Origin of the sequence: Xenorhabdus yunnanensis, assembly GCF_028598805.1 — a bacterium.
In the GTDB taxonomy this organism is placed as follows: domain Bacteria; phylum Pseudomonadota; class Gammaproteobacteria; order Enterobacterales; family Enterobacteriaceae; genus Xenorhabdus; species Xenorhabdus yunnanensis.
Map to the genome: position 1 here is coordinate 1 of NZ_JAQRFI010000053.1, position 26,036 is coordinate 26,036.

A 26,036-nucleotide genomic window follows, 5' to 3' on the forward strand; every position below is an offset into this window, starting at 1 on the left:
TAAGAGGCTAAGAGGCTAAGAGGCTAAGAGGCTAAGAGGCTAAGAGGCTAAGAGGCTAAGAGGCTAAGAGGCTAAGAGGCTAAGAGGCTAAGAGGCTAAGAGGCTAAGAGGTAGGGGAATAGGGGGTTATTTAAAAATACATTAATTAAATCATTATTTTTTCTTTAATTTTATAAATAAATCTTACTATAGTTAATTAATTTATTATTAATTCATCAAAAATATCATAGATAATAAATTATCTTACCTAAATATACCCAATTTATTTTTATTACTGAATCATTGTAAATAATATTAATTTTTATTTATTATTGGATATTTTAAATATATTTTCTCTAAAATTATTTTTTAGATCAATAGTGTGTTTTTATGAATTTGCTGGATTGAAGTATAAAATTAAGTGTTATATTATGTCTTGTGAGGATTGTATAATATCACTTTTTACTATATGTAATTTTTTCCTTTGAATTATTTGTAATGTTTTCCAATATGGAAGATATTGTTTTTTCATGGAATACGCTTTATTTTTTTATGGTTGTTTTTAGGAAAAACTGCGTATAAACAACAAAGAAGGTCATTACAAATGAAAGCACTAGTTGTAATTGATATGTTGAATGATTTTGTAACGGGGGTTCTCGCTAATGAAGAAGAAGCAATGAAAATTATTCCCGTGATTCAGAGAGCAATCAACTATGCCAGAAGTCAACGCGATTGGTTGGTGGTGTATGCTAATGATGCCCATCATGCAACTGATCGCGAAGTAGGCATCTGGGGAAATCATGCTTTGATAGGAACATGGGGGGCTGAGGTCATTGAAGTATTGGCTCCCATTGGTTCAGAACGTGAAATCGTCGCTCCAAAACATTATTATAGTGCCTTTGATGGAACTGGTCTGGAAGATATTTTCCGACAATATGGTGTCACAAAAGTTGTTTTGGCAGGGCAGCATACAAATTGCTGTGTCCGGCATACAGCCTATAGTGCATTTGTTTTAGGTTATGACATCACAGTTTTATCTGATGCTGTTTGCACGTATCAAGGTATTGATCAGAATGTTGCACTTGATTATTTAAAAACTATTTATGATGCTGAAATTATTACGAGTATTGAGTTAGGCATACCGCCAAAATAAAGCCCGCTATATTTGATGAAAACATGAATAACTGGCAGGTTGATATTCTGCCAGTCAAATAGATCAGGTCGAGTGCGAATATCTATAGATCGGGTAAGTTTCGACCGTAATAAATTTCCTGTATCTCTTTTTTAAGTAAACGGGTTATTTCTTTCTTTTCCGCTTCGCGTAGTTCTTCAGCTGTGGTATTAAATAAATATTCATTCAGATCAAATTCTTTCAACATCATTTTGGTATGGAAAAGATTTTCCTGAAAAATATTTACATCAATCATATGGTACTGAGATTGGATTTCTTCTGTCACATAATTTTGGATGGAATTAATTTCATGATCGATATAGTGTTTTACGCCATTAACATCCCGAGTAAAACCACGAACACGATAATCCATCGTCACAATATCAGATTCCAATTCATGAATCAGATAATTTAGTGCCTTAAGGGGAGAAATAACACCGCAAGTTGACACTTCAATATCTGCCCTGAAAGTACATATACCGCCATCTGGATGGCTTTCCGGATAGGTATGCACACAGATATGGCTCTTGTCCAAGTGGGCGACGACAGAATCGGGGAGTGGGCCAGGGTTTTCCGTATTGTCCACAAGGTTGGGATCAATAGGTTCTTCACTAATCAGAATGGTAACGCTCGCACCTTGTGGATCATAGTCTTGGCGGGCAATATTAAGAATGTTTGCACCAATGATTGAACAGGTTTCACTGAGTATTTCAGTTAGGCGGGTTGCATTATACTGTTCATCAATGTACGCGATATAACTGTCGCGATCGGCATTCGTTTTTGCATAACAGATGTCGTAAATACAAAAACTCAAGCTTTTTGTTAGATTATTAAAGCCGTGCAATTTCAGTTTGCGCAATTTAATTCACCTCCTGGGTGATGGGTGGTTATGGGTTTCCAGATAGCGCATTCAGTAAGTATTGCGGTAATGCAAAACTTCCTGCATGTACAGCTGGTGTGTAGTAACGGCAGGTTATGCCCGCACCTTCAAAACGTTGTTGTAGTATTGTCAGAGGTACCTGACGTAAGGCTGTATTCTGCGTTGCCCATGCAAACATCATGATTCCACCGTAATAGGTTGGAATGGCAGCTTGGTAAAAACTGCTGTCAGTAAAATAATGATTTAATTTCTTATGGCTATTGATAGCTTCATCTTGTTGCAGGAAACAAACACCGTTTTGGGCTACAAAAATACCTCCTTCGTTCAGGCAACGAGCGCAGCCTGCATAGAATTCAGAGGTAAACAGACTTTCACCTGGCCCGGCGGGATCGGTACAATCAGAAATGATGACATCAAATTTTTCAGATGTAGTTTTGACAAAATTAACGCCGTCGTCAATCACTAGTTTGAAACGGGGATCGTCATAGGTCCCTGCGCTATGGTTTGGCAAATACTGGCGGCAGAATTCGACGACACCAGCATCAATTTCTACCATTGTGATACTGTCGAGATAGTTATGGCGGCAGACTTCACGTAGCATCCCACCATCACCACCGCCAATGATCAATACTTTCTTGGCTTGACCGTGGGCAAATAGTGGTACATGAGCCATCATTTCATGATAGATAAATTCATCGCGCTCTGTGGTTTGTACTACACCATCAAGTGCCATAATACGGCCTAGTTCTGTATTTTCGAAAATGATTAGATCTTGATGCTCAGTTTTATCGTGATAGAGGACGCTTTCAACTGCGAAATACTGACCGAAATTGGAATGCAACGTTTCATACCAAATTTCTTTTTGTGCCATCTTCTGGTATTCCTCTCCATTGTGATATTTATAGGCATTGGGCGCATATATAGAGCGCACATAGTAGCCAATTATTCACGTGGTTGTCACTTAGTTTCAACATGGAATTAACCTGTAGAAGTATTCAAAGGAGCTATTTTACATAGGAGAGTAAACCGAGGGAGTTCCGTGCAAGAGAGCGACATTTAGCCTCATGAGGAAGATTGATTCCCTTCAAGTCGTTGTATCCTAATCCCTTTAACTCCTGCATTAACTGAATGTCATAGTTACTGAGATCCCACTTTTGACGTTGGGCAAAATAGAAAATTGCGTGCTGAATTTGACTCTTCGGGATTTGACTATAGCCGCAGTCATATTTTAGATAAATAAAAACTGCCTCTAGATCTGCAAGCTCTTCTGCTTCATTTTCAGACAACGCTTTTGCCGGTTGAGCAAAAATAAGCAGAGCTAGAATGTATGTGAGCAAGGTAATTTTTTGCATAATTTCATTATACTGATTTTCTACCGATTTACATAAATTAACACACTAATATCTTTGTTAGCCAAACTTTATTTTCTTTAATTTGATGCAATTACCGTTTTTTCTACCAATTAAAAAATTTATTGTACATTAACGAATAGGGTTTGTTCTGGTGGCATAGAATGTTATTTTATGCGCTTGGTGAGCTTATGGTATTGAGCGGTATGTAAATAATCACATTCATCTTGCTGGAATTCCCCATGCTGACGCAGAATTTGAAGATTTATTACCAGCAAATATTCTAGCAACGACTTATCTTCTTCGAGTAGCATCTCAATTTCAATGCCGCCGTTTTGTTTTTGCCTGTAGTGCACAAACGATTGAAGTATATCCTGTAGATAAGCAAATACTTGATGGTATCGCGGTCTCTCCTGCAAATGTATATGGTGTCACAAAATGCTATGGAGAAGCGCTCTGCTCGTACTTTGCAACTCAGAAAAACCTCTCTTCCATTGTGCTGCGAATAGGGGCTTTTGAATTTAAAGATAATCATGATTTGAAAAATGCCCGTGATTTGAGCGCTTGGCTAAGTCCTGAGGATGCTGTTCGGTTGATTACTTATGCTATTGAAGTGGAAGGTATTACTTTCTTTATTGCTCACGGAATGTCCAACAATCGATTTAAACGTCTCGATCTGACTCAGACCAGAAAGGTATTGGGATACTCTCCCAAAGATGATGCATTTAAGTCATTTGATCTGCGATTGCTCGACCGTTGACGTACTTTAACTACATCACAATAACTGTCTTGCAATCCTGTTTTAACAACTAAGCTTCAAGAGTCCAAGCTTTAAGCTCCCTACCAAAAATAGGTAGGGAGCCGCATTCTATCAGTAATAAGTGATTACTGACCAAACATCTCACGCAGCCAGCCGGGAGCTTCTTCTTTATTCTCCTCTATGGGCTGTTGTACCGGTTGCTGACATAATCCCTGTGGATCATCAGTCCAAACCGGTAATACTCTGATACCACCGCCCTCACAGTTGAAACTGCCGTCTTCATTGATTGACATATCCACAATACCTTCCGGTGGACGATTATTCAGTTCCAGTGGGGTTTCACTGTCCAGATAACGACGGTAAATAGTCAGTGCGCCCGTCGCTCCGGTCAATTTGGTTGGGCCATTGTTATCACGTCCAGTCCAGACAACCACGACTTCCTTGCCATCAATGCCGGTAAACCAGCTATCGCGCAGATCATTGGTCGTTCCGGTTTTACCCGCCAGATTATATCTTCCATATTTACCACTCAGTGAGCGTCCTGTACCTCTCTCCATAACCTGCTGCATACCATATAGTGTCAGATAGGCAGCCTGTGGCGGTACAACATGCTCTGCCTGTGGATAGCTCTGGTAAACCACCGTACCATCTTCGGTAATAATAGAACGCAACGCTGAGAGTTTTGCCCGGTTACCACCGCTGGCAATAGTCTGGAACTCCTGCGCCATTTCCATTGGGGTCAGGCTAATCGCTCCTAACAGCATAGAAGGAATCTTTTGGATCTCTTTCGCAGGAATACCCAATGAAACTAAGGTATTGGAGATGCGATCCAGCCCAATATCCATTCCCAAATTTACTGTCGGAACATTCATCGAACGCGCTAATGCGTCGATCAGCATGGCACGCCCACTGAAAGTACGACTAAAGTTTTTCGGCTCCCAGGGTTTGCCGCCCGCCTGAGGGATAGAGACAGGTTCATCCGCCAGCCAAGTGTTCAGGCGATATTTATCCGGCTGACTCAATGCCGTCAGGTAAGTGGCTGGTTTCGCAAGAGAACCAATCAAACGACGGGCATTCAATGCTCGGTTAAATCCGGCATATTGTGGTTGGGAACCACCCACCATCGCACGAACCTCACCACTGAAACGGTCAACAACGACCATTGCCCCTTCCAGATCATTAACCTTGCGTGCCTTTCTCAAAGCAGCAACACCCTCTTCAACGGATTTTTCCGCAGCATCCTGCGCAACAGGATCGAGGGTCGTAAAGATCTTCACGCCTGACAGATCATTGATTTTATCGCCCAGCTTTTCCTGCAATTCCTGACGCACCAATTGCATAAAAGCAGGTTGCGGTGTAATCGATTCATTTTTCGGTTTTACACCCAATGGACGGGCACTGAGCAAATCATACAGTTCCTGATCGATGATTTTTCGGTTCTGGAGGATTTTCAAAACAATATTACGTCGCTCCAGCGCAATTTTAGGATTTCGCCATGGGTTATATAACGAGGCTCCCTTGACCATTCCCACCAGCAACGCTTGCTGATCCAAACTCAGCTCTTCAACCGGACGCCCGAAATAGTACAAACTCGCCAGCGGGAAGCCATGGATTTGCTCATCACCACTTTGCCCCAGAAAAACTTCGTTCAGGTACAATTCCAGAATGCGATCTTTGCTATAGCGTGCATCCATCAGCACCGCCATGTATGCTTCATTCGCTTTGCGACTCAAAGTACGTTCATTGGAGAGAAACAGGTTTCTCACCAATTGCTGTGTCAGTGTACTTCCCCCCTGGACCGTACGTCCTGCCATCAGGTTAGCCAGTAAAGCACGGGCAATGGAAAGCGGCCTGACCCCATCATGTTCATAAAAATAGCGATCTTCTGTTTCCAATAAAGTCTTCACCAGTAAATCAGGAAAGCCCGAATACGGTACAAACAGACGCTGTTCACCGTTCGGTGACTGCATCATGGTGATCAATTTTGGGTCAAGGCGGAAAAAACCAAATTGACGATGGTTTTCCATATTTTCAATGCTGGAAAGGTGGCTATTATCAAAAGTCAGCCGTGCCTGAATTTGCTCTTCTTTACCGTCAGGGAAATCAAATGGGCGGCGTAGCATCTCAATATTGTTACCCCTGACCACAAATTCACCTGCACGGGTGATTTTGGTCACTTTCCGATACTGCATACCTTCCAGCAAACGAATCATTTCGTCCTTGCTGTAATTCATGCCCGGTTCAAGGCTGACTACCCGACCATATACCGCTGCCGGCAAATCCCAGACTTTGCCGTCGATACGATGGCGAATTTTGTTATCCAAGTAGAAGCCATAAATAACAATGAGTACTGCCAGTACAATAAAAATTTTCAGCAGCAGCCACAAAAACCTGCGCCACCCACCTTTAGATTGGCGAACCTTAGACCCGCGGGAATTCTTCCCTTTGTTAGTCATGACTTCATCCTCATCGTCGTCAAAATCATCATTTTCATAATCATCATAATCATCCCGCCGATTGCGTTTTTTAGATGTTCGCCCACGACGAAGTCCTGATTTTTTACCCTTGCGTCCGATTGGCTGACGATCATCATCAGACATACCGAATTCTCCAAATGTTCATTAAATACAGTCGCATAACTTCACAAGTGCATAATTTTACAAGCACATGACTTTACACAAGTACACTATTTCAAATAATTACATATGTTTTTTCACACGCCTCGTCGGTGCTGTGTTAGCAGGATCATCTGGCCATAAGTGTTTGGGATAACGCCCTTTCATCTCTTTTTGCACCTCACGATAAGTTCCCTGCCAAAATGCAGCAAGATCTTGTGTGATCTGTAATGGTCGATGGGCAGGAGATAACAGCTCAATGACTATCGGAACTCGCCTTTTCGCCAATACTGGATTTTGCTGTTCTCCATACATTTCCTGCATTCTAACTGCCAATACAGGAGGCTTATCGCTGAAATATTGGAGAGTGATCCTACTCCCAGTTGGCACAGTGTAATTAGTAGGCAATTCATTATCCAGTATTTGCCGTTGCTGCCAATCAAGCAAACCCATCAAACAAGATGACAGCTCAATCTGGCGCAGTCCCTTTAAGTCATCAACACCGACCAAAGCAGGCAGCAACCATTGTTCAAGGGAATTCAACAACGCTTCGTCATCAACCGCTGGCCATTCCACTTCCGGTAGCCATTCTGTTGCCCTTTGCAAACGAGTGCGCAACTGCAATGCTTCCTGTGACCAATTTAACGTCAACAAGCCTTCCTGCCTAATCCAGTTCAGTAAGGCTTCCTGTAATTCGGATTCCGAAGGTTTTGCCAATGGCTGTGCTTTGACAATTAATCGCCCACATTGCAAACGCTTCCATGCCCGTAGTGAACCTTTATTATCATCCCACTCAACGGCTGTATTTTCACTAAACAGAAGAGAATGTTGCTTTATGGTTTGTTCAATATCCAACGGACAAGCGAGTATAACGCGGGCATCAGGATGGCTATTTCTCTGCTGAAATGAAGGAATAACTAACCAAGCCTCTCCCGAAAGTGGCTCTTCACGTTCCAGAGCCACTCCCAACCCAGTGACCAACTGAAAACGCCCGAGATTATCACGATTTTTGGCAATCCGATCTGAGAATCCCTGCACTAATAGTTCAGGAACAAAATCCAGTCTGATGTTTTCAGAATTGTTCTCATAATTGCTTTCAACGCGTTGCTTTTTGCTTTTATCTGCTTGGCTATTTGCAGCAAATTTATCAGCAAGATTCCTGACAAGCTGATGGGTTCGTTGCTGCCAATGACGCTGATTCGTCATCATCCAATAAAGAAGATCTGGCTGCCCACGACGCGGTGGCTCTTCCAGAATAGCAACCAATTTCGCTGCCGTTACCAAGGCTGCATAGCTTTGTTCCTTCTCCTCACGCTCTTTACCCGAACATAAAATCGCCGCCAAACGTGGTTCGCTGCCGGATTCCGCCATTTGCCAACCACGGGAAGTTAATTGTCGATTATCATCCAATGCTCCCAATCGCAATAACAAGGATTCCGCGACAGCCAGTGCAGGTTGTGGCGGATTGTCCAACCAATGCAGTTGGGTGCTATCACGACATCCCCACTGTAATAAAGAAAGCAACAAGCTACTGAGATCTGAATGCAAGATCTCCGGCTCGCTGTGTTCTCTGGCCCTTTCGGCTTGTTCCTGACTAAATAAGTGCCAGCAAATACCTGTCTCCAATCGTCCAGCCCGTCCAGCCCGCTGAACCATTGATGCTTGGCTGATACGCTGAGTGATCAAGCGCGTCAGGCCATTTTTCGGTTCAAATCGACTGCTGCGTTCTAGTCCGCTGTCTACAACCAAACGGATACCTTCAATTGTCAAACTGGTTTCTGCAATATTGGTAGCCAGCACGACCTTCCGCATACCCACTGGAGCTGGCGCTATTGCCTTGCGTTGGTCTGATAACGACAATGCACCATACAAAGGACACAGCAGCGTATCGTCATTGATCTTGCCTTCCAATTGTGACAATACCCGCTGGATTTCACCAACACCAGGCAGAAACAGTAACAACGATCCCGTCTCCTGCTGCAATAACCGCAATACTGCCGATGCAACAGATTGTTCAAACGGTTGATGAGGAGAAAGCGGATGATATGATCTCGTTACCGGATAGCTACGCCCTTCTGACACAATTACAGGCGCATCGGGTAATAACGAGGAGAGACGCTGATTATCCAATGTCGCAGACATCACCAAGATACGCAGATCATCGCGCAACCCTTCCTGCACATCCAGTAACAGTGCCAATGCAAGATCGGCCTGTAAACTGCGTTCATGGAATTCATCAAGGATTACGAGAGAGACATCACTCAATTCCGGATCTTGTTGGAGCATTCGTGTTAGTATCCCTTCTGTCACGACTTCAAGACGTGTAGAAGCACTGACTTTGGTCTCTGAGCGCATCCGATAGCCAACGGTCATACCAACAGGTTCATTGAGTTGTTCAGCCAGTCGCTCTGCCACACTGCGGGCAGCAATTCGCCGCGGTTCCAGCATAATAATGCGCCCCGCCAACTGCGCCTGATGCAAAATCATCAATGGCAACCCAGTTGATTTTCCCGCTCCTGTTGGCGCATGTAATAACACTTGTTTTGACGTTTGCAATTCAGCAATCACTAACTCCACAACGTCATGAATTGGTAATGACAAAGGATCACCATAATGAATTAACTTTCAATGGATGCCATTGTAGCATTAGCGCCTTTGATTTCATTCGCCCACTGGTTATGAAGGAAAGTTTATGGAATTTTCACCTCCCCTGAAGCCTGCTACCTTAATCCGCCGCTATAAACGCTTTCTTGCGGATGTCCTCACGCCAGAAGGAGAAACACTCACTATACACTGTGCCAATACTGGTGCCATGACAGGATGTGCCACGCCAGGAGATACCGTGTGGTATTCCACATCAGACAATCCCAAACGCAAGTACCCGAATAGCTGGGAATTGACGCAATCCCAAGATGGTCACCGGATTTGTGTCAATACTCTCAGGGCCAATGACTTGGTCCATCAAGCTATAGACAAAAATATTATTTCGGAATTATCTGGATATGAGCACATTAGTCGTGAGATTGGCTATGGAAAAGAGAAAAGCCGTATAGATTTATTGTTACAGTCAAAACAAAGAGTTAATTGCTATATTGAAGTCAAATCAGTGACATTGTTACAGGGAAAATATGGGTATTTTCCTGATGCAGTCACAATTCGGGGGCAAAAACATTTACGTGAGCTATCATTGATAGCACAACAAGGCCAGCGTGCTGTCTTGTTATTTGCTGTTTTACATTCTGGGATCAGTCAGGTTGCGGCAGCAAAACATATTGACCATGATTATGCTTTTCTTTTGGAACAAGCATGTAAATCAGGAGTCGAAGTAATTTGTTATAAGGCTTGCATGACAGAAAACGGGATGGTTCTGAGTGACAAATTACCTTTTGTATCAATGGGATAATTTGTAAACAGATCATGCTAATGAGAGTTGTTTTGCGACATATTTAGGCAGTAAACATGTCTGTCTTCACACCATTGCAAAACTAATGGCAGGAACAATTGCCAACCTCGCAGTCATCTGCTATTTATAGCGGCCTATTTTTTCCCCCCTACTGTTGGGGGGGTCGTGTGATAGTGCATGTGTAAGGAGAAGCATTATGCAAGAAGGGCAAAAACGTAAAACCTCGTCCTTGAGCATTCTCGCCATCGCTGGGGTAGAGCCTTACCAGGGAAAGCCAGGCGAAGAATACATGAACGATGCCCAGTTAGAGCATTTCAAGCTGATTCTGGAAGCATGGCGCAATCAACTCAGGGATGAAGTAGACCGTACTGTATCTCATATGCAAGATGAGGCAGCAAACTTCCCTGATCCAGTTGACCGTGCGGCGCAAGAAGAAGAGTTCAGTCTTGAATTACGTAATCGGGATCGTGAGCGTAAATTGATCAAAAAGATCGAAAAAACGCTGAAAAAAGTTGAAGACGAGGACTTTGGCTATTGTGAGTCCTGTGGAGTTGAAATTGGCATCCGCCGTTTAGAAGCTCGCCCAACAGCCGATTTATGTATTGACTGTAAGACGTTGGCCGAAATTCGCGAAAAGCAAATGGCTGGCTAACGAATAGGGTTAAGTACGGCGCTATCCAGCGCCGTATGCCCCTATATTGAACCTGTTATGACTCAACCTGAACATTCCTCGTTATATATTGGGCGCTTCGCTCCATCTCCTTCCGGCGATCTCCATTTTGGTTCCCTAGTGACTGCACTGGGCAGTTATCTGCAAGCTCGTGCCTGCCACGGAAAATGGCTGATGCGTATTGATGATATTGATCCCCCGCGGGAAGTTCCCGGCGCTGCCGACCGAATATTGAAAGCCCTTGAACATTACGGACTTTACTGGGATGGCGAAGTGCTCTATCAATCCCAGCGCCATGACGCTTACCATGCCATCCTCGATCAATTAAAACAGCAAGGAGATAGCTATTGCTGTACCTGTACCCGCCAACACATTCAACAACTAGGCGGCTTTTATAACGGTCATTGCCAACATTTACACCTCCCTGATCACAACGCCGCAGTTCGTCTAAAACAGCACCATCCGGTTTATGGTTTTTATGATAAATTGCAAGGACACATCACTGTGTCCACTGAAATGGCTGAGGAAGATTTCATTATTTATCGCAAAGACAGTTTATTCGCCTATAATCTTGTCGTTGTTATTGATGATAACTATCAAGGCGTCACTGAAATTGTCAGAGGAGCGGATTTAATTGAACCAACGGTTCGTCAGCTATCTCTGTATCAGCACTTGAATTTTGCAACGCCAGATTATATGCATTTACCTCTCGTACTAAATAAAGAGGGAAATAAACTTTCTAAGCAAAATCATGCCCAACCGATCTCATTAGAGGATCCAAGGCCATTGATTATTGATGCGTTATCATTCTTGAATCAACCCACTATTGCAGGCTGGCAGGATCTCACTACAGATCAACTGCTACAGCAGGCTATCGTCGGTTGGAATATATATGCAGTTCCGCCAAAAAACATAGCCAATAGATAACGTTAAATAAAGTCTTTCTATTGGTACTGTAAGCATTCTCAAAAAATGTTCAGTAAGTTATGATTGACGGCTGTTTTTTTGTTTTAATTGATTAGTCACTATCGAGGTGTATCATTTTTAACCGAGTAGCAACTTTCTGCCGTAATTTGTTAATCCGCGATAACAGGGTAAAACGCAACACACAGGCAGTCAGTGAAAGGCCAGTCACCGTATCTGACCATTCTGCTCAAATAGAGGGCAGTTCTCTGCGTAAACGTCGCAAAGAAAATCATCCATCTTCATCATATGCCGAAAACGACAAAATGAAGAAAAAATCCGCAAAGGCAAAACCTTCGGACTCCCCGATCACGGTGATCCCACGAGAGCAACACCCAATTTCACGCAAAGATATTAGTGATAATGCCCTGAAAGTTCTGAATCGCCTGAATAAGTCAGGGTTTGACGCTTATCTGGTTGGTGGTGGAGTTCGCGACCTACTGCTGCACAAACAACCCAAAGATTTTGATATAGCAACCAATGCTACACCCGAGCAAGTTCGTACACTGTTTCGTAACTGTCGCCTTGTCGGCCGTCGCTTTCGCCTTGCCCATATCATGTTCGGGCCTGATGTGATTGAGGTTGCCACCTTCCGTGGGCCACATGATCAAATTGAAAGTAATGACCGGAATCAGTCGCATAAAGCCCAAAGCGGCATGTTACTGCGTGATAATATTTTCGGTTCAGTAGAAGAAGACGCCGCTCGCCGCGATTTCACGATCAATAGCCTCTATTATGGCATTGGAGATTTCGCCCTGCGGGATTACGTTGGTGGAATGGCAGATCTGAACGCAGGTATCATTCGTCTGATTGGTGATCCAGAAATCCGCTATCGGGAAGATCCCGTGCGTATGCTGCGTGCTGTCCGCTTTGCCAGCAAACTGGACATGACCATCGAACCAGCCACTGCTGAGCCTATCCCGCGTCTTGCATTTCTGTTAAAAGATATTCCACCAGCACGCTTGTTCGAAGAATCCCTGAAACTGTTACAGTCGGGACAAGGTTACAAGACCTATAGACTACTGCGCAAATATCATCTGTTCCAGCCATTGTTCCCACTTATTCAACGTGGTTTCACCCAGAATGGTGATACACCGATGGAGAAATTGTTAGTACAAGTGCTGAAAAATACTGATTTTCGTTTGCAAAACGACAAGAGAGTTAATCCCGCTTTCTTATTTGCAGCCATGCTGTGGTATCCAATGATTGAACATGCGGAACAATTGAATCAGGAAAGTGGATTACGGTATAAAGAAGCCTTTTCGGTAGCAATAAATGACATTTGCATGAAACAATGCGGCTCCATCGCGATACCGAAACGCTATACCGCAATCATGCGCGAGATCTGGTTACTTCAGCTTAGCCTGCCGAATCGTCAGGGAAAACACGCGAATAGATTGCTGGAACATCCGAAGTTCCGTGCAGCGTATGATTTACTGGAGTTGCGTGCCAATATTGAACCCCGTAATGACCTGAAAGAGCTAGTACAATGGTGGACTGAATTCCAACAGTCAACACCGACACAGCAGCGCGGAATGATATCAAAACTGGGCAACAGGCCGATTCGCCGCAGAACACGCCACCGTGGTAAACCTACTCGTCAAAACAGGGACGGCGATTAATATGACCCGAGTCTATATCGCCATTGGCAGTAATCTGGTCAACCCTTTGCAGCAAGTCAATAACGCACTTGCTGCTCTGAAAAAGATCCCTGATACCACTTTGGTTGTTCGATCATCTTTTTACCGAACTAAGCCAATGGGGCCACAGGATCAACCAGATTACCTTAACCTTGCCGTCGCATTGGAAACCCAATTATCACCAGAAACATTGCTTGATCACACTCAATCGATCGAACTGGAGCAAGGGCGTGTCCGCAAAGATGAACGCTGGGGACCCAGAACGCTCGATCTGGATATCATGCTGTTTGGCGATCACATCATCGCCACAGAACGTTTGACCATTCCCCACTACGGGTTAAAACAGCGTGAATTCATGCTTTATCCACTCGCAGAAATCGCACCAAACCTTGTATTTCCCGACGGGGAGACACTAGCAGAACGATTGAAACAAGTTCCAGAAAATGGCCTGACGCTTTGGTTGTAGCTCATTTAAGTTATAGCCAATTTGAGTTATTGCGCATCATTTTGGTTATCGTTGTAACACAACAGCTTTATGGAGGAAAAGTAATCCAACATCTTATACAGCTGTGGCCTATTTCTGGATAATTGGGGCCTATCCTATCGGATATTTTGGAATTACCCATATTTTGGGAGTCCCCAATAGGATAGGCTCTATACCCAATGAAATTTCAAATAGCTGACAATAAAACAGCCATTTGAAAAATAAAGGGTATAACTCTATTCAGGAGATAATAATGAAACCAACAACCCTGGCTGACCTGCGTCAGTTAAAAAAAGAAAAACGCAAGTTCGCTACTATTACAGCTTACGATGCCAGTTTCGCCCATCTTTTCGCCGAACAAGGCATCAATGTCATGTTAATTGGCGATTCACTTGGTATGACTGTGCAGGGATTCGATTCAACCTTACCTGTCACAATGGAAGATCTTGCTTACCATACTCGTTGCGTTCGCGCAGGTGCCCCTAATGCTTTCTTAATCGCAGATATGCCATTCATGAGTTACGCCACACCAGAGCAAGCTTGTGAAAATGCAGCCAAATTGATGCGTGCCGGTGCCAATATGGTAAAAATTGAAGGTGGAAGCTGGCTCAATGATACAGTGAAAATGTTGACCGAGCGTTCTGTTCCTGTCTGTATCCATTTAGGCTTGATGCCACAATCCGTTAATATCCTTGGGGGCTATAAAGTTCAGGGACGTGATGAATCATCAGCAAATCAACTGATTACCGATGCTATCGCACTAAAAGATTCAGGTATGCAAATACTGTTGTTAGAGTGCGTTCCTTCCGAACTGGCACGTAAAGTTACCGAAAAGCTCACCACAATTCCAGTGATTGGCATTGGTGCCGGTAATAGTACTGATGCCCAAATTTTGGTTATGCACGATGCCTTAGGCATCACCGCAAAACCGCCCAAATTTGCCAAAGACTTCCTCAAAGAAACTGGCAATATCAGGGATGCCATCCGCCTGTACATTGAACAGGTAGAAAGTGGAGCCTATCCCGACCAAGCACATTCATTCAAATGATTATTCTCCAGCATGACGGCTAATTAAAGGAGTACAGCAATGCTGATTATAGAAACGATCCCAATTTTACGCCGGGAAATCCGCCGCTGGCGTCAAGCGGGCAAGCGTATTGCTTTTGTCCCCACAATGGGAAACCTGCATGATGGTCATATGGCGTTAGTTGATACCGCCAAAGCACAGGCTGATGTCGTTATCGTCAGCATTTTCGTCAATCCGATGCAATTTGATCGAGAAGACGATCTGGTCAATTATCCCCGCACATTGCAGGAAGATTGCGAAAAACTGAGCCGTCGCAATGTCGAGCTAGTGTTTGCCCCCAACGCTAACGAAATGTATCCAGATGGCTTAAACGGCAACCAAACTTTTGTCGAAGAGCCAGAACTCTCCCATATACTTGAAGGTGCCAGCCGAGCGGGGCATTTCCGTGGTGTCACTACCGTTGTCAGTAAATTGTTTAATCTGATCCAACCAGATCTGGTTTATTTCGGCGAAAAAGATTTCCAGCAATTGCAAATCATCCGCAAAATGATCGCTGATATGGCTTACGATATTACATTGGTTTCCGTGCCCATCGTCCGTGATAAAAATGGTTTGGCACTCAGTTCACGTAATAATCTTCTGTCCGCTGAAGAGAGAAAAATTGCGCCTTTGCTCAATAAAGTTATGCAGTGTACAGCTGAAAAGCTGAAAAATGGCGAACGAGATACTGAACAGCTAATTGAACTGACATCTGCGCATTTGCGTGAAGAAGGTTTTATGCCGGATGAGTTATTTATCCGTGATGCAGAAAACCTGATGCCATTGACAGAACAAAGCAAAAAAGCCGTGATCTTGATGGCGGCATGGTTAGGACAAACGCGGCTGATTGATAATCAGCAAGTTGATTTGGCTGACTGATTTTAATTGTGGGATATATGTGTTACTGGAATCATAATAATGATGCATATATCCCTAAGCAATATTTATAATAATTCCTCTATTAATTCCACCATCCTATTTAATTAATCAATAATTAATGCATATTTGCAGAATAAAATAGCCTAAAATCATTTCGATAATGTTCAAAATATTTTCCATTAAAAATATTACTTTATTAAGATAATAACGTGATAAAGATCACATTTTTAAAATAATCATGATGCTTTTAAATCAAAAAAACATCTTTTTATTATAAATCAATAAAATAAAAAACAATAAATCCAAGCAGCCCAGACACATATATCTCTAAAAACCATAAAAATTAGATTATAAATCCAAATTAACAATAATTTTAATTTTTTACCCCGATATTGCCGACCAATGAAGTTCATTTTGTTTAGTTTTATTTTATTTTTACTTGAATGTCATTTAATATTCATCACCATTTTTAGTCATAGATGAACTGAATTACTTATTTCAGCAGAAATTTTTTGTCTGTAATTATTATGCTGTTTATTTCATAGGCAACTATTTTTCGGATAAGAGTTAAAAACTTCACGAAGAACATCTTCCATTAAATACCGAATTTGCAAGAGGCAGTTTTGGATTTATTTGAATCTTATTTCCAGCAGGAGCGTCATTACCTGCGACAACTTGAACAACTGACCGCTGAAGAAAAACCGCATCTGGCGGACAGCCTCAGTGGTCATGACCCGGATATTGAGCGGCTGAATGAGGGCTTTGCGGCCTTAATGGGCCGTCAACGCCAGAAAATTGATGACGCCTTCCCTGAAATCACTCTGCCCCTGCTGCAACGCTTGCAGGCCCAGACCGTCAAGGGTATTCCCGCCACCAGTGTGGTGCAGTTTGACGGCGGGACCGAATTTGATTTTGCCTGTACCCTGCCGAGGGGCACCACAATCACGACAGACAGCGGCGTGCCATTTATCACCAGCCGGGCCTGTGCGATTGAACCTCTGGCTCTGGTGGCGCGGCATTTAACCCATCAGCTGGACACTACCCGCCTGACCCTGACCTTTCAGTATACCGGCAAGGAAAACCACTGGCCGATTAAACCCTTAAGCCTGTTTCTCAGCCCCGATGACGCCGTGGCGGATACGCTGATGCTGGCTCTGTGCCGCCATTTCAGAAACGCCGAACTGCACCACAACGGGCAGGTCTGGCCGGCGGAACCGCTGGGTTTTGCACCCTTGTCAGGCACTGACCGGCTGGTGCTGTCTCCACCGATTGCTGTTGCCGGCAACTGGGCACCGCAGATGCTGATGGAATCCCTTTACCTGCCGCACGTACACCATTTCCTGACGCTGGCTTTGCCCACAGTGATGAGCAGCCGCCTGTCCATGACAGACAGCCAACAGTTCAGTATTACCCTTATCTTCGATGACATGCTGCCGCTGTCTGAATCGCAATTGGCAGAGGCCTTCCGGCTACACTGTGTGCCGGTGGTAAATCTGGAACGCAAGGCGCAGGTCACGCTCCCTTTTGCACCAGAGACTGCCCGCTATCCGCTGCTCCTGTCGGCCGGACAAGCGCTATTGCACGTCACCCGTCTGGCGCTGAAAGATGAACCGGAAGAAGAACGCGGACAGCGCTGCACCTTTGCCCCTATCAGCCAGCTCAGCCATTTTGCCCGCGATACGGGAGAAGAGCAGTGGTTCTATGCCCTTGATGTCACCCGGGATGCACTGGGGCGTCTGGAATATGCGCTGGTGTTCTACGATAGCCACGCCCGGCTGATGGCACACCCCCCGGAACGGGAATTTACCTGCCATTTTGTGGCGTTTGACAGCCGGTTACCGGCGCTGGCTGCGGGCGATATCTGCCACGCGGATGAAAACATTCCCGATGGCTTACAGGTCAAAAACCTTACCCCCAGCTCACAGAGCTATCCGCCGGTGACCGACAGCCACCGACACTGGGCGCTGCTATCCCATTATTCCGCCAGCCCGTTCTGGCTGCATTCAGTGGACGCACTCCGACAGCTGTTACGGGATTACGACTTTTATCCCCACCTGAACCGGCCGACCCACCGAGATATCCAGCGCATGACCGCCGCCATAGTGGCGATTCAGTCCACTCCCGGTGACCGGATTTTCCGCGGCCAGCCCTACCGCTGCCTGCACATTGAGCTGACATTGGATGACAGCGCCTTTGCCAGCGCCGGTGAACAGTTCCACTTTGCCAACGCCCTGTACCAGTTTTTACCGTTCTGCCTCTCGCAGGACATGCGCCTGCGGATGACGGTCACAGGAACATCCTCCGGTACCGTCTGGTGTCTGTCTCCCAGCCCCCTTCAGGGCTATCGTCCCATCATGTAAGGAAACGTAATAATGGATGGATTAGTCTTTACCTGCCAGATTGGCTCGCTCCCGGCAACCACCTTTCAGGTGGTGGATTTCAGTTTACAGGAAGGGTTATCCCGGCTTTATCACTTGAGCCTGAATGTGGTCTGTGCCCTTGATAATGTCGTCCTCAATGACCAGTTGGGAGCCTATGCCTCGCTGACCATTTTGCGCAACGGCAAAGTGGAACGCACCGTCAACGGCATTGTAGCCGGAGCCTCACAGGGCAATACCGACGGGCGGCGAACGTTTTACGCCTTTATCATCCGCCCGGAAATGTGGCGCATGACCCTCAATCAGGACAGCCGCTTGTTTCAGCGACTGTCTGTGCCGGACATCCTGAAGCAACTGCTCAAGGAGCACCGTATCAAGTCGGGCAACAAGTTCTATGACGATGCTGACCACCATCCGGTGCGGGAATACACCACCCAGAAACGCGAATCTGCCTATGATTTCTGGTGCCGGCTGGCCGCAGAAGAGGGTATTACTTTTTGGTTTGAAGAAGAGCAGTTGTTTTACAGCGATTCCCATCTGGGGATGACCGCAGGGCTGACCCTGACCTACAACGCCCAGCACAATACCGATGATACCGATACGACCGCATGGCAGTGGCAATACGGTGAATTTCTCTGTCCGGATGAATATATCCACAAGGATTATAACTACCTGCGTCCTTCCCAGCCCCTGCAACCCAAATCGGTATTGCCGGACGGTGCCGGACACTCAGTATTTGAAAGTTACGGTTGCTTCCCGTGGAGCAAAGAAGGCCAGCCGCTCGGGGATACACGATTAAATCAGCTTAACAGTGAAAGCAAACTCGGTTCGGCAAATACCAACTGCATTCAGTTGCGCCCCGGTAAAATCTTTACCCTGCAATCCCACCCCGTTGCCACCATGAATGACCGCTGGCAGGTAGTGACCGTGATCCATCATGGCTCACAGCCTCAGGCCGCCGGTATTACTGGAGAAGGCACGACACTGACCAACAATGTCACCTTAATTCCCGGGCGTGATGACTGGCGGCCGCCGTACCGTTACAAACCGATGGCGGACGGGGATGAACTGGCAACCGTCGTCGGCCCGGAAGGGGAAGAGATTTTTGTCAACGAGCACGGGGCCATTAAGGTGCACTTCCACTGGAACCGCCACGACCAACCGGGGGATGGCTCCTCCTGCTGGGTGCGGGTGGCACAGGGCTGGAACGGCAACGGCTTCGGTTTTATGGCTATTCCCCGTATCGGGCAGGAAGTGATTGTCTCCTACCTGAACGGTGATATTGACCGCCCGATTGTGACCGGCTGTAACTACAACGGGCGTAACCGTCCGCCACTGGATTTACCGGCCGAGAAAACCCGCACCACGTTTAAAACTCACACCCACAAGGGCGAGGGCTTCAACGAACTGCGTTTTGAGGATGCGAAGGGCAGCGAAGAGGTGTTTATCCATGCCCAGAAGGACATGAACACCAAGGTACTCAATAACCGTGACACACATGTACTGGCGAACCACAGCGAAACCGTGGAGAAAAACCAGACCATTAAGGTTAATCGGCATAAGAAAGAGACGGTGAAGCTGACCAGCAATGAAATCGTCGGCATCTCCCGTACCCTGACAGTCGGTGCCGGTTATGCCATTACTGTCGGGGCGAGCATGAATACCGCCGTGGCCTTAAGCCAGACCGAACAGGTCGGTAACCACAAATCCATTACCGTCGGCAATACCCTGTCCATTAATGCCGGTGACGTGATTGAACTGAAATGCGGCAAAAGCACCCTGCGCATGGACAGTGCCGGACGCATCACTATTCAGGGCAGCGAATTCAAGTTTGAGGCCAGCGGGCCGGTGCAAATCATCGGCAAGGACATTGACCTGAACTAAGGAGCATATACCGGGATGGAATTTCGTAACCTGACGCCCTTTGCGGTGATGAACTACCAGATGTTTGATGTCGAAGATACCGAGCATCACGTCGCAGTGATGAAAATCGGTTACCAGTTGTTGCCCGCCGGACAGGGAGAATATATCGCCGAACTGCTGCCCGCACCGCCTTTATGTTTACAGGATGAATACCGCGGACAGATGAACGCTTCACAGGTGCTACAGGAAAGTGATCTTGCGCCGTTTAAACCGCGCTGTGACATCATTGTCAACGGCACGGCTTATGCGCCTGATGGTCGTCCCTGTACCGAATTTCCCGTGCGATTGCAGGTAAAAAACAAGCAGGGTCTGACCCTGCTCGACAAAACCCTGACCGTCACCGGTGAACGGGAGTTTATCCGTGACGCCAGTGGCAACTGGCAACTGACTGCACCGAAACCCTTTACAACACTGCCGTTGGATTATCGCTACGCCTTCGGTGGAGAGTGTAAAATTCAGGCAGACGACAAAGCCAGCGAATACCTCAAAGAGAGTGATCGGCTGACACCAGAACAGCGCCAACAGCACCCGGATGGTGAAAATGCCCCGATAGCTCATGCGGTCTGTGAAACCAATCCACTGGGAACGGGGTTTATTACGCCGTGGTACGCTAACGCTAAACAGCTCACCCGCTACCCTGCTCCGCGCATTACCCGACCGGATGCCCCCTTCACTGCCCAGTATTTTGCGGCTCAACTGACCGGCACATTATCGGCTGATACCCCAGCCTGTCAGCCTCAAGGGATGAGCTTTATCGGCCGCCCGTGGCTACCCCGCCGTCAGCTTGCCGGCACTTACGATGCCGAATGGCTGGAGCAGCGCCATCCTTATCTGCCGAAAGATTTTAACTTTGGCTATTGGAACGGTGCACCGGCTGACCAGCAGATTGACTGGCCTGAAACCGATATCGCCATCACCCTGAGCGGCCTGACACCCAACGGAGACTTGAATGTCACTCTGCCGGGGCATCGTCCGTTTATCCTGCTGCGAATGCACAACGGCATGCTGCTGCCCGTTCCGATGCGCCCTGACACACTCATTATCGACAGCGAAGCAAGAACGCTGCATATGACCTGCCGATTGAGCTTCAAAGCATCCCTGCCCGTGCGAGTGGCTGAAGCCCGGTTTGAAATCAACCCGGATGTCCCATTGCTCAAACTGGCGCCACTGGAAGAGGAGAATACGCATGGCGGATAACTACATCGCCCGTACTGCCGGCACATGGATGATTATCGGCATGCTGCCGGACGTGTGTAAAACCCCGATGGGTCCCTCTACACCGCCCATTCCCTATCCGGTGGTGGCAAAACTGGCTGACAGCTCCGCAGCAGTGAAATCGGTACGCGCCAACGGCCAGCCCGTGGTGGCGTTTGCCCAGAGCTTCGTGCCGCAGACACTGGGTGACCAGCCCGGCGTCGCTAATGGCGTTAAAAGCGGAACAGTAGGTGGGAAATGCCACCCGAAAGATCATACCCGCACGGTACGGGCCGGCAATAAGCTGGTGCTGCGCCACGGGGATAAATTCTGGATGAACGGAGCATAGGGAAGGAACCATGTCAGAAAGGATTATTGTCACATCGGATAGCGACGATGTTAGAGCCGAAAAATATTGTAAAGAATTTAACATCCGCACACAGGCTGAGGCGGAGAAAGCGCTAAGCAATACTGATACGTTATACCGGCAAAGTTCTCGTTTTTACGGCGATTACGGAAACGATCCCGAATTAGACATTTACTATAATCAGGCAGACGCTGACTTCGAAGCTCAGTCTTTTAAGAAAACGGCTCAAAATACCGTTGAAAAATTCAAAAATGGTGAGTTTCCGAAGAAAGAATGGGAAGAAGAGAAAGAAGAGGACGGTCATCCCGAACCCAATGCAGCGTTGCCTCAAAAGACGCGGAACGATAGCCCGACGGGTGAAGGTAACACGCTGGGCAGTGTTGTCGGACAAGCCGGTGCCGCCCAAAACACACCCCATGATGCCAATCCGGTCATTAAACCTGAAGCTCCGGCGGAAAAAGGCATGTGGGATAAAACCGTTGACTGGTTTCAGGAAACCGGCGATGACCTCAAAAAGTGGGCTGATGAGAGTAAACACAATCTGAAGGCAGCCTGGGATAATCCAGGGGAAGCGGCTATCGGGGCAGGAAAAGCGCTCTGGAATACCGTTCCTGAAATGGCAGAATTGTTCGGTAAGGGGGCGGTTACAATCGCAACGGCCCCCGCCGTCGCAGCCGAACAGGCATTAGGATATATAGGAGTCGCTCCTGTCGGAATTTCTGACCTTCAGCAAAAGGCTGTTAATATGGTCAATGCTGATGCGATTAAGATGGAAATGAAAAGCGATGCTGAAAAAGGGGGCGGCTTCGCTTTCGATATAGGTAGCCTAGCTCTGGGAGGGGGAGGAATACTTAAAGGGGCAGCAAAAGGCACCGCAAAAGCAACAGCTAAAGCTGAAAGCAAGGTGTTGAGTGAAGAAGCCAAAGCCACCGAAGTAGCAGGTGGCAAAATCAAAAATCAACCGCCTGAAACTGCCAACTCCACGTCCACCAAACCCCAAAATACTAAAGAAGACCCCGTTGACAACCCGTCCAGCAACAAGGAGGGGAGTTGTACCGGAACCTGCAGTGTAAAAGGTGAACCTGTTGATATGGCCACCGGTGACTTCCTGCAAGTCTGGCCGGTTATTGCTATCCCCGGATTATTGCCCATCACCCTGACCCGCACCTATCGCTCTACCGCCAAGTTAAACGGCCTGTTTGGCCCTAAATGGACTGATGACTGGTCACGTCAGTTGGTATTAGTTGACGGTAAAGTCAATTTCATCGATGCAGATGGGGTAATTTACGATTTCAACACGCCGGATAATCAGGTACTCGCCCGTAACCAACATATTCCCCATTACCTGCTGACTGGCGAATTAACGGGTGAACTGAAACTAGCCGATCGCCAGTCCCAGCGTACCTACCATTTCAATCACGCCGTCGGGAATACGCGCAAACTGTCAGCTATCACTGACCGCCGCCAGAATGCTATCCGGTTTATCTACGATAAGCAGTCACAACTGATTGAAATCGTACGCACAGATGGGTTCCGATTAATATTAGGCTATCATGAGCACCAGCTCCAGACGGTGGATTATCTTGAACAGCACAAGCAACAGCGGCTGGTGACCTGCCACTATGATCCAAAGGGCTACCTGAATGAATGTGAGGCTTTTCAGCACAATCACCTGTGGCATGAATATGACGCACAGGGGCGCATGATCCGCTGGCATGATACCGACCAAACCGATCTGAACCTCACTTATGATGAACAAGGGCGGGTTCTAAGTACGACTTCACCCAGTGGCTACTGGTGCGACCGTTTCCGCTATGATGATAACGCCCGTATCACTACTTATATAGATGCGGAGGGCGGTGAAACCCAACATCACTATGATCATAACGGGCTGGTTCTCCGTGAAGTTGATCCACTGGGGCGCATCACCCGCCGCCAGTGGCGTCACAGCCAGATAGTCTGGGAATCCGACCCGTCAGGCGGTATCACCACGTTCGATTACAACCCTGATGGTGCCTTGACCGAAATGGTATTGCCGACCGGAGAAACCTTCTCTTACGGTTATGACGAACACGGGCAGCTGACAGAAAGCATTCTGCCCACTGGGGAGCGCTGGCAGTTCCATTACGATGAGCAGGGCAATCTGACGGCCCTGACCAACCCGCTCGGTCATACAGAAGAATACCAATACGGCACCCACGGTGAATTACGCCAGCGGTTACTGCCGGATGGTCGCCAGTGGCACTACGCCTACGATGAGCAACAGCGGCTGGCCGCAGTGATGACGCCGGATGAGCAAACCACCGGCCTGCAACTGGATGAACTGGGCCGTCTGCGTCAACTCACCGATGCCCTCAAACAGCAGACTCACTACCGTTACAGTGACGACCATGCCAGCCTTAACGGCAGCCTGACCGATGTTGAACTGCCGGACGGCACCACGCAGCAACTGGCCTATGACAGTGAACGACGTGTGGTGGCGGTTACTGATGGCGAAGGCCGTATCACCCGCTACACTTACGGCGCGTTTGACCTGCTCAATCAGGTTATCCGCCCTGATGGCACCCTCCTGCAATTTGGCTATGACCGTTTAACCCGCCTTAGCACGGTTACCGCCTCTACCGGTGAAACCTACTGCTATAAGCGGGATGCTGCCGGTCAAATTATCCGCGAAACCGACTTTACCGGACGTACCATCGATTATCAGTATGATAAGCTGGGACGCCGCATTCAGGCACAGTACCCAGATGGCCAGCAGTTACGCTGGCACTACTCTGCCGCTGGTTCACTGGCTAAACAGGAAAGCTGGCAGCAGGAAGATAACCAGCTGGTACTCAAGGCAAGCACAACCTACGAATACAATAACCGTCATCAGCTGGTTAAAGCGGTCAATGATGATGCGGTGGTGGAATACGAATACGATAAGACCACAGGCCTGCCCACCTGTGAACGCATCAACGGACGGGAGATTACCCGTGAATGGGATAATCTGACTGGACGACCGGTCAGCGAAAGCATCAATGGCAACACCCTGCACTTTGGTTATAACCTGCCGGGTGCCCTGAACCATTTTCAGTTCAACCAGCATGCGCCACTGACCTTTCAGCATGATGCGCTGGGACGGGAAACGGTACGCGAAAGTGCCAATGGCTTTATCCTTGCCAGCCGCTACACTGCGACGGGGTTGTTGGCGCACCAGTCTGCGGGACAGGCGACTAAGCTGTTTAGGGAAACTCTGGCACAGAATGACCCGCATTTCCCGCCACAAGCCACGGCAGTTAACCGCAGCTGGCAATATGATCGTGCCCATAACGTCCGAGTCATTGATGACAGCCGCTGGGGACAGACCCGCTATCGTTACAACATTAACGATCAGATACTCCATACCTTGTTCGATGGCGCGCGTCCGCATGAAGAGCAATTTAGTTATGATGCGAATGGCAACTTAAGCCAACATCTGCCGACCGATGCGCGGGGCGCGATGGCACAAATCAACCAACGCCAGCAAGCCGGGCGCGTGGTGCAGCAGGGGGATATCCGTTATCGCTATGATGATAATGGGCGTTTGGTGGAGAAAACCGAGCAGTGTGACGGCTTCCGTCCGCAAACTTGGTGCTACCGCTGGGATACCCAGAACCGGCTCACCCACTGTGAAACCCCAGACGGCTCGCGCTGGCACTATCAATATGATCCGTTTGGGCGCAGAATTCGTAAACTGAAAATTCACGATGGAAAACTGGCCGCCGCGAATTTAAAATTGTGGCTGGCCGGCAAACCGGATTTGGTGCCGAGAGCGGATGCCATCATGGGGCAGGCTTACCTGTGGAGCGGCGACCAACTTATCGAGGAAACGCCGGTTTACGCCGATGGTACTCCGGCAGAAGACAGGAGTATCCGCTGGCTGTACGAACCCGGCGCGCTGACGCCAGCGGCACGTTTTGAACGGGGCAAGCTGCACTATGTTGTCAGTGACCATCAGGGCACCCCGCGCGAGATGCTCAACGAAGCGGGCGGGCTGGTCTGGGCACAGCGGTTAACCACTTGGGGCAGGGCGGAACGCTCGCAGGTCATCGCCGCCCATGATGCGGACTATCACGTTAACTGTAACCTGCGTTTTATGGGCCAGTTCGAGGATGAGGAAAGCGGGTTATACTACAATCGGTTCCGCTATTATTCGCCGGAGACCGGGCAGTACATCTCGCCCGACCCGATAGGGCTGATGGGCGGGGTGAATCCTTACTCTTACGTACATAACCCTGCGAATTGGACCGATCCACTTGGGCTAGCAGGCGGGGTTGGAAATAAAGGGGAGCCT

Annotated in this window: 19 protein-coding genes; 14 read left to right on the top strand and 5 right to left on the bottom strand. The window is 47.3% G+C overall.

The genetic code is table 11. The annotated features are described in order from the left end of the window. Positions 1-583 precede the first annotated feature (583 nt). Complete coding sequence (locus tag PSI23_RS17105; protein ID WP_273556222.1) at positions 584-1,132, top strand: cysteine hydrolase family protein; 549 nt, start codon at positions 584-586, stop codon at positions 1,130-1,132. Positions 1,133-1,214: 82 nt separating this feature from the next. Here the strand turns inward: PSI23_RS17105 and speD are convergent, their stop codons facing one another. From speD to PSI23_RS17120, 3 genes are all read right to left on the bottom strand, one after another. Continuing rightward, the gene (speD, locus tag PSI23_RS17110) at positions 1,215-2,009 is read right to left on the bottom strand and encodes an adenosylmethionine decarboxylase (protein ID WP_273556223.1); all 795 of its coding nucleotides are present in this window, start codon (positions 2,007-2,009) and stop codon (positions 1,215-1,217) included. Between the two features lie 28 nt (positions 2,010-2,037). Continuing rightward, positions 2,038-2,901, bottom strand: a complete 864-nt coding sequence (speE, locus tag PSI23_RS17115; RefSeq protein WP_273556224.1) for a polyamine aminopropyltransferase — start codon at positions 2,899-2,901, stop codon at positions 2,038-2,040. A gap of 133 nt (positions 2,902-3,034) precedes the next feature. Continuing rightward, positions 3,035-3,382, bottom strand: a complete 348-nt coding sequence (locus PSI23_RS17120) for a YacC family pilotin-like protein (protein WP_273556225.1) — start codon at positions 3,380-3,382, stop codon at positions 3,035-3,037. Positions 3,383-3,614: 232 nt separating this feature from the next. On the opposite strand from PSI23_RS17120, the gene PSI23_RS23675 reads away from it, so the two are divergent. After that, positions 3,615-4,139 carry an NAD-dependent epimerase/dehydratase family protein gene (locus tag PSI23_RS23675; RefSeq protein WP_309145417.1) on the top strand — a complete coding sequence of 175 codons (525 nt, stop codon included), beginning with the start codon at positions 3,615-3,617 and terminating at the stop codon, positions 4,137-4,139. 125 nt (positions 4,140-4,264) lie between these two features. Here PSI23_RS23675 and mrcB read toward each other — a convergent pair whose 3' ends face one another. Together mrcB and hrpB are read right to left on the bottom strand one after the other, a co-directional pair. Continuing rightward, positions 4,265-6,739 carry a bifunctional glycosyl transferase/transpeptidase gene (gene mrcB / locus PSI23_RS17135; RefSeq protein WP_273556227.1) on the bottom strand — a complete coding sequence of 825 codons (2,475 nt, stop codon included), beginning with the start codon at positions 6,737-6,739 and terminating at the stop codon, positions 4,265-4,267. A 99-nt stretch (positions 6,740-6,838) separates the two neighbouring features. After that, positions 6,839-9,355, bottom strand: coding sequence for an ATP-dependent helicase HrpB (gene hrpB / locus PSI23_RS17140; protein ID WP_273556228.1), 2,517 nt, complete (start codon positions 9,353-9,355; stop codon positions 6,839-6,841). A gap of 91 nt (positions 9,356-9,446) precedes the next feature. On the opposite strand from hrpB, the gene sfsA reads away from it, so the two are divergent. The 12 genes from sfsA to PSI23_RS17200 all read left to right on the top strand — a co-directional run. Next, positions 9,447-10,157, top strand: a complete 711-nt coding sequence (gene sfsA / locus PSI23_RS17145) for a DNA/RNA nuclease SfsA (RefSeq protein WP_273556229.1) — start codon at positions 9,447-9,449, stop codon at positions 10,155-10,157. Positions 10,158-10,353: 196 nt separating this feature from the next. Then, entirely contained in the window at positions 10,354-10,809 is a 456-nt protein-coding gene (gene dksA, locus PSI23_RS17150; protein WP_092517832.1) for an RNA polymerase-binding protein DksA, read from the top strand. A gap of 57 nt (positions 10,810-10,866) precedes the next feature. Then, positions 10,867-11,754, top strand: a complete 888-nt coding sequence (gene gluQRS, locus PSI23_RS17155; protein ID WP_273556230.1) for a tRNA glutamyl-Q(34) synthetase GluQRS — start codon at positions 10,867-10,869, stop codon at positions 11,752-11,754. Between the two features lie 302 nt (positions 11,755-12,056). Next, on the top strand, positions 12,057-13,412 hold the full coding sequence (pcnB, locus tag PSI23_RS17160) for a polynucleotide adenylyltransferase PcnB (RefSeq protein ID WP_273556239.1): 1,356 nt from the start codon (positions 12,057-12,059) through the stop codon (positions 13,410-13,412). Position 13,413: 1 nt separating this feature from the next. Beyond that, positions 13,414-13,896 (top strand): 2-amino-4-hydroxy-6-hydroxymethyldihydropteridine diphosphokinase, encoded by a 483-nt coding sequence (folK, locus tag PSI23_RS17165; RefSeq protein WP_273556231.1) that lies wholly within the window; start codon positions 13,414-13,416, stop codon positions 13,894-13,896. 271 nt (positions 13,897-14,167) lie between these two features. Then, a complete protein-coding gene (gene panB / locus PSI23_RS17170; protein ID WP_273556232.1) occupies positions 14,168-14,962 on the top strand; it encodes a 3-methyl-2-oxobutanoate hydroxymethyltransferase in 795 nt (264 codons plus the stop codon). Between the two features lie 39 nt (positions 14,963-15,001). Continuing rightward, on the top strand, positions 15,002-15,859 hold the full coding sequence (gene panC, locus PSI23_RS17175) for a pantoate--beta-alanine ligase (protein WP_273556233.1): 858 nt from the start codon (positions 15,002-15,004) through the stop codon (positions 15,857-15,859). 623 nt (positions 15,860-16,482) lie between these two features. Further along, complete coding sequence (locus PSI23_RS17180; protein ID WP_273556234.1) at positions 16,483-18,219, top strand: type VI secretion system baseplate subunit TssF; 1,737 nt, start codon at positions 16,483-16,485, stop codon at positions 18,217-18,219. A gap of 12 nt (positions 18,220-18,231) precedes the next feature. Next, positions 18,232-20,121, top strand: a complete 1,890-nt coding sequence (gene tssI, locus PSI23_RS17185) for a type VI secretion system tip protein TssI/VgrG (protein WP_273556235.1) — start codon at positions 18,232-18,234, stop codon at positions 20,119-20,121. Between the two features lie 15 nt (positions 20,122-20,136). Beyond that, entirely contained in the window at positions 20,137-21,357 is a 1,221-nt protein-coding gene (locus PSI23_RS17190; protein ID WP_273556236.1) for a DUF2169 family type VI secretion system accessory protein, read from the top strand. After that, positions 21,347-21,703 carry a DUF4150 domain-containing protein gene (locus PSI23_RS17195; protein WP_273556237.1) on the top strand — a complete coding sequence of 119 codons (357 nt, stop codon included), beginning with the start codon at positions 21,347-21,349 and terminating at the stop codon, positions 21,701-21,703. The genes PSI23_RS17190 and PSI23_RS17195 overlap by 11 nt, the downstream gene beginning before the upstream one ends. Positions 21,704-21,713: 10 nt before the next feature. Beyond that, positions 21,714-26,036 (top strand): RHS repeat-associated core domain-containing protein (locus PSI23_RS17200; RefSeq protein ID WP_273556238.1); only part of this gene is annotated, 4,323 nt, incomplete at its 3' end.

What these genes read in the sequence shown, in the direction of transcription:
- tssI (WP_273556235.1), top strand. Translation starts at nt 18,232, where the DNA reads ATGGATGGATTAGTCTTTACCTGCCAGATTGGCTCGCTCCCGGCAACC.
- PSI23_RS17120 (WP_273556225.1), bottom strand. Translation starts at nt 3,382, where the DNA reads ATGCAAAAAATTACCTTGCTCACATACATTCTAGCTCTGCTTATTTTT.
- PSI23_RS17195 (WP_273556237.1), top strand. Translation starts at nt 21,347, where the DNA reads ATGGCGGATAACTACATCGCCCGTACTGCCGGCACATGGATGATTATC.
- gluQRS (WP_273556230.1), top strand. Translation starts at nt 10,867, where the DNA reads ATGACTCAACCTGAACATTCCTCGTTATATATTGGGCGCTTCGCTCCA.
- panB (WP_273556232.1), top strand. Translation starts at nt 14,168, where the DNA reads ATGAAACCAACAACCCTGGCTGACCTGCGTCAGTTAAAAAAAGAAAAA.
- dksA (WP_092517832.1), top strand. Translation starts at nt 10,354, where the DNA reads ATGCAAGAAGGGCAAAAACGTAAAACCTCGTCCTTGAGCATTCTCGCC.
- PSI23_RS17105 (WP_273556222.1), top strand. Translation starts at nt 584, where the DNA reads ATGAAAGCACTAGTTGTAATTGATATGTTGAATGATTTTGTAACGGGG.
- PSI23_RS17190 (WP_273556236.1), top strand. Translation starts at nt 20,137, where the DNA reads ATGGAATTTCGTAACCTGACGCCCTTTGCGGTGATGAACTACCAGATG.
- mrcB (WP_273556227.1), bottom strand. Translation starts at nt 6,739, where the DNA reads ATGTCTGATGATGATCGTCAGCCAATCGGACGCAAGGGTAAAAAATCA.
- speE (WP_273556224.1), bottom strand. Translation starts at nt 2,901, where the DNA reads ATGGCACAAAAAGAAATTTGGTATGAAACGTTGCATTCCAATTTCGGT.
- folK (WP_273556231.1), top strand. Translation starts at nt 13,414, where the DNA reads ATGACCCGAGTCTATATCGCCATTGGCAGTAATCTGGTCAACCCTTTG.
- panC (WP_273556233.1), top strand. Translation starts at nt 15,002, where the DNA reads ATGCTGATTATAGAAACGATCCCAATTTTACGCCGGGAAATCCGCCGC.
- pcnB (WP_273556239.1), top strand. Translation starts at nt 12,057, where the DNA reads ATGAAGAAAAAATCCGCAAAGGCAAAACCTTCGGACTCCCCGATCACG.
- sfsA (WP_273556229.1), top strand. Translation starts at nt 9,447, where the DNA reads ATGGAATTTTCACCTCCCCTGAAGCCTGCTACCTTAATCCGCCGCTAT.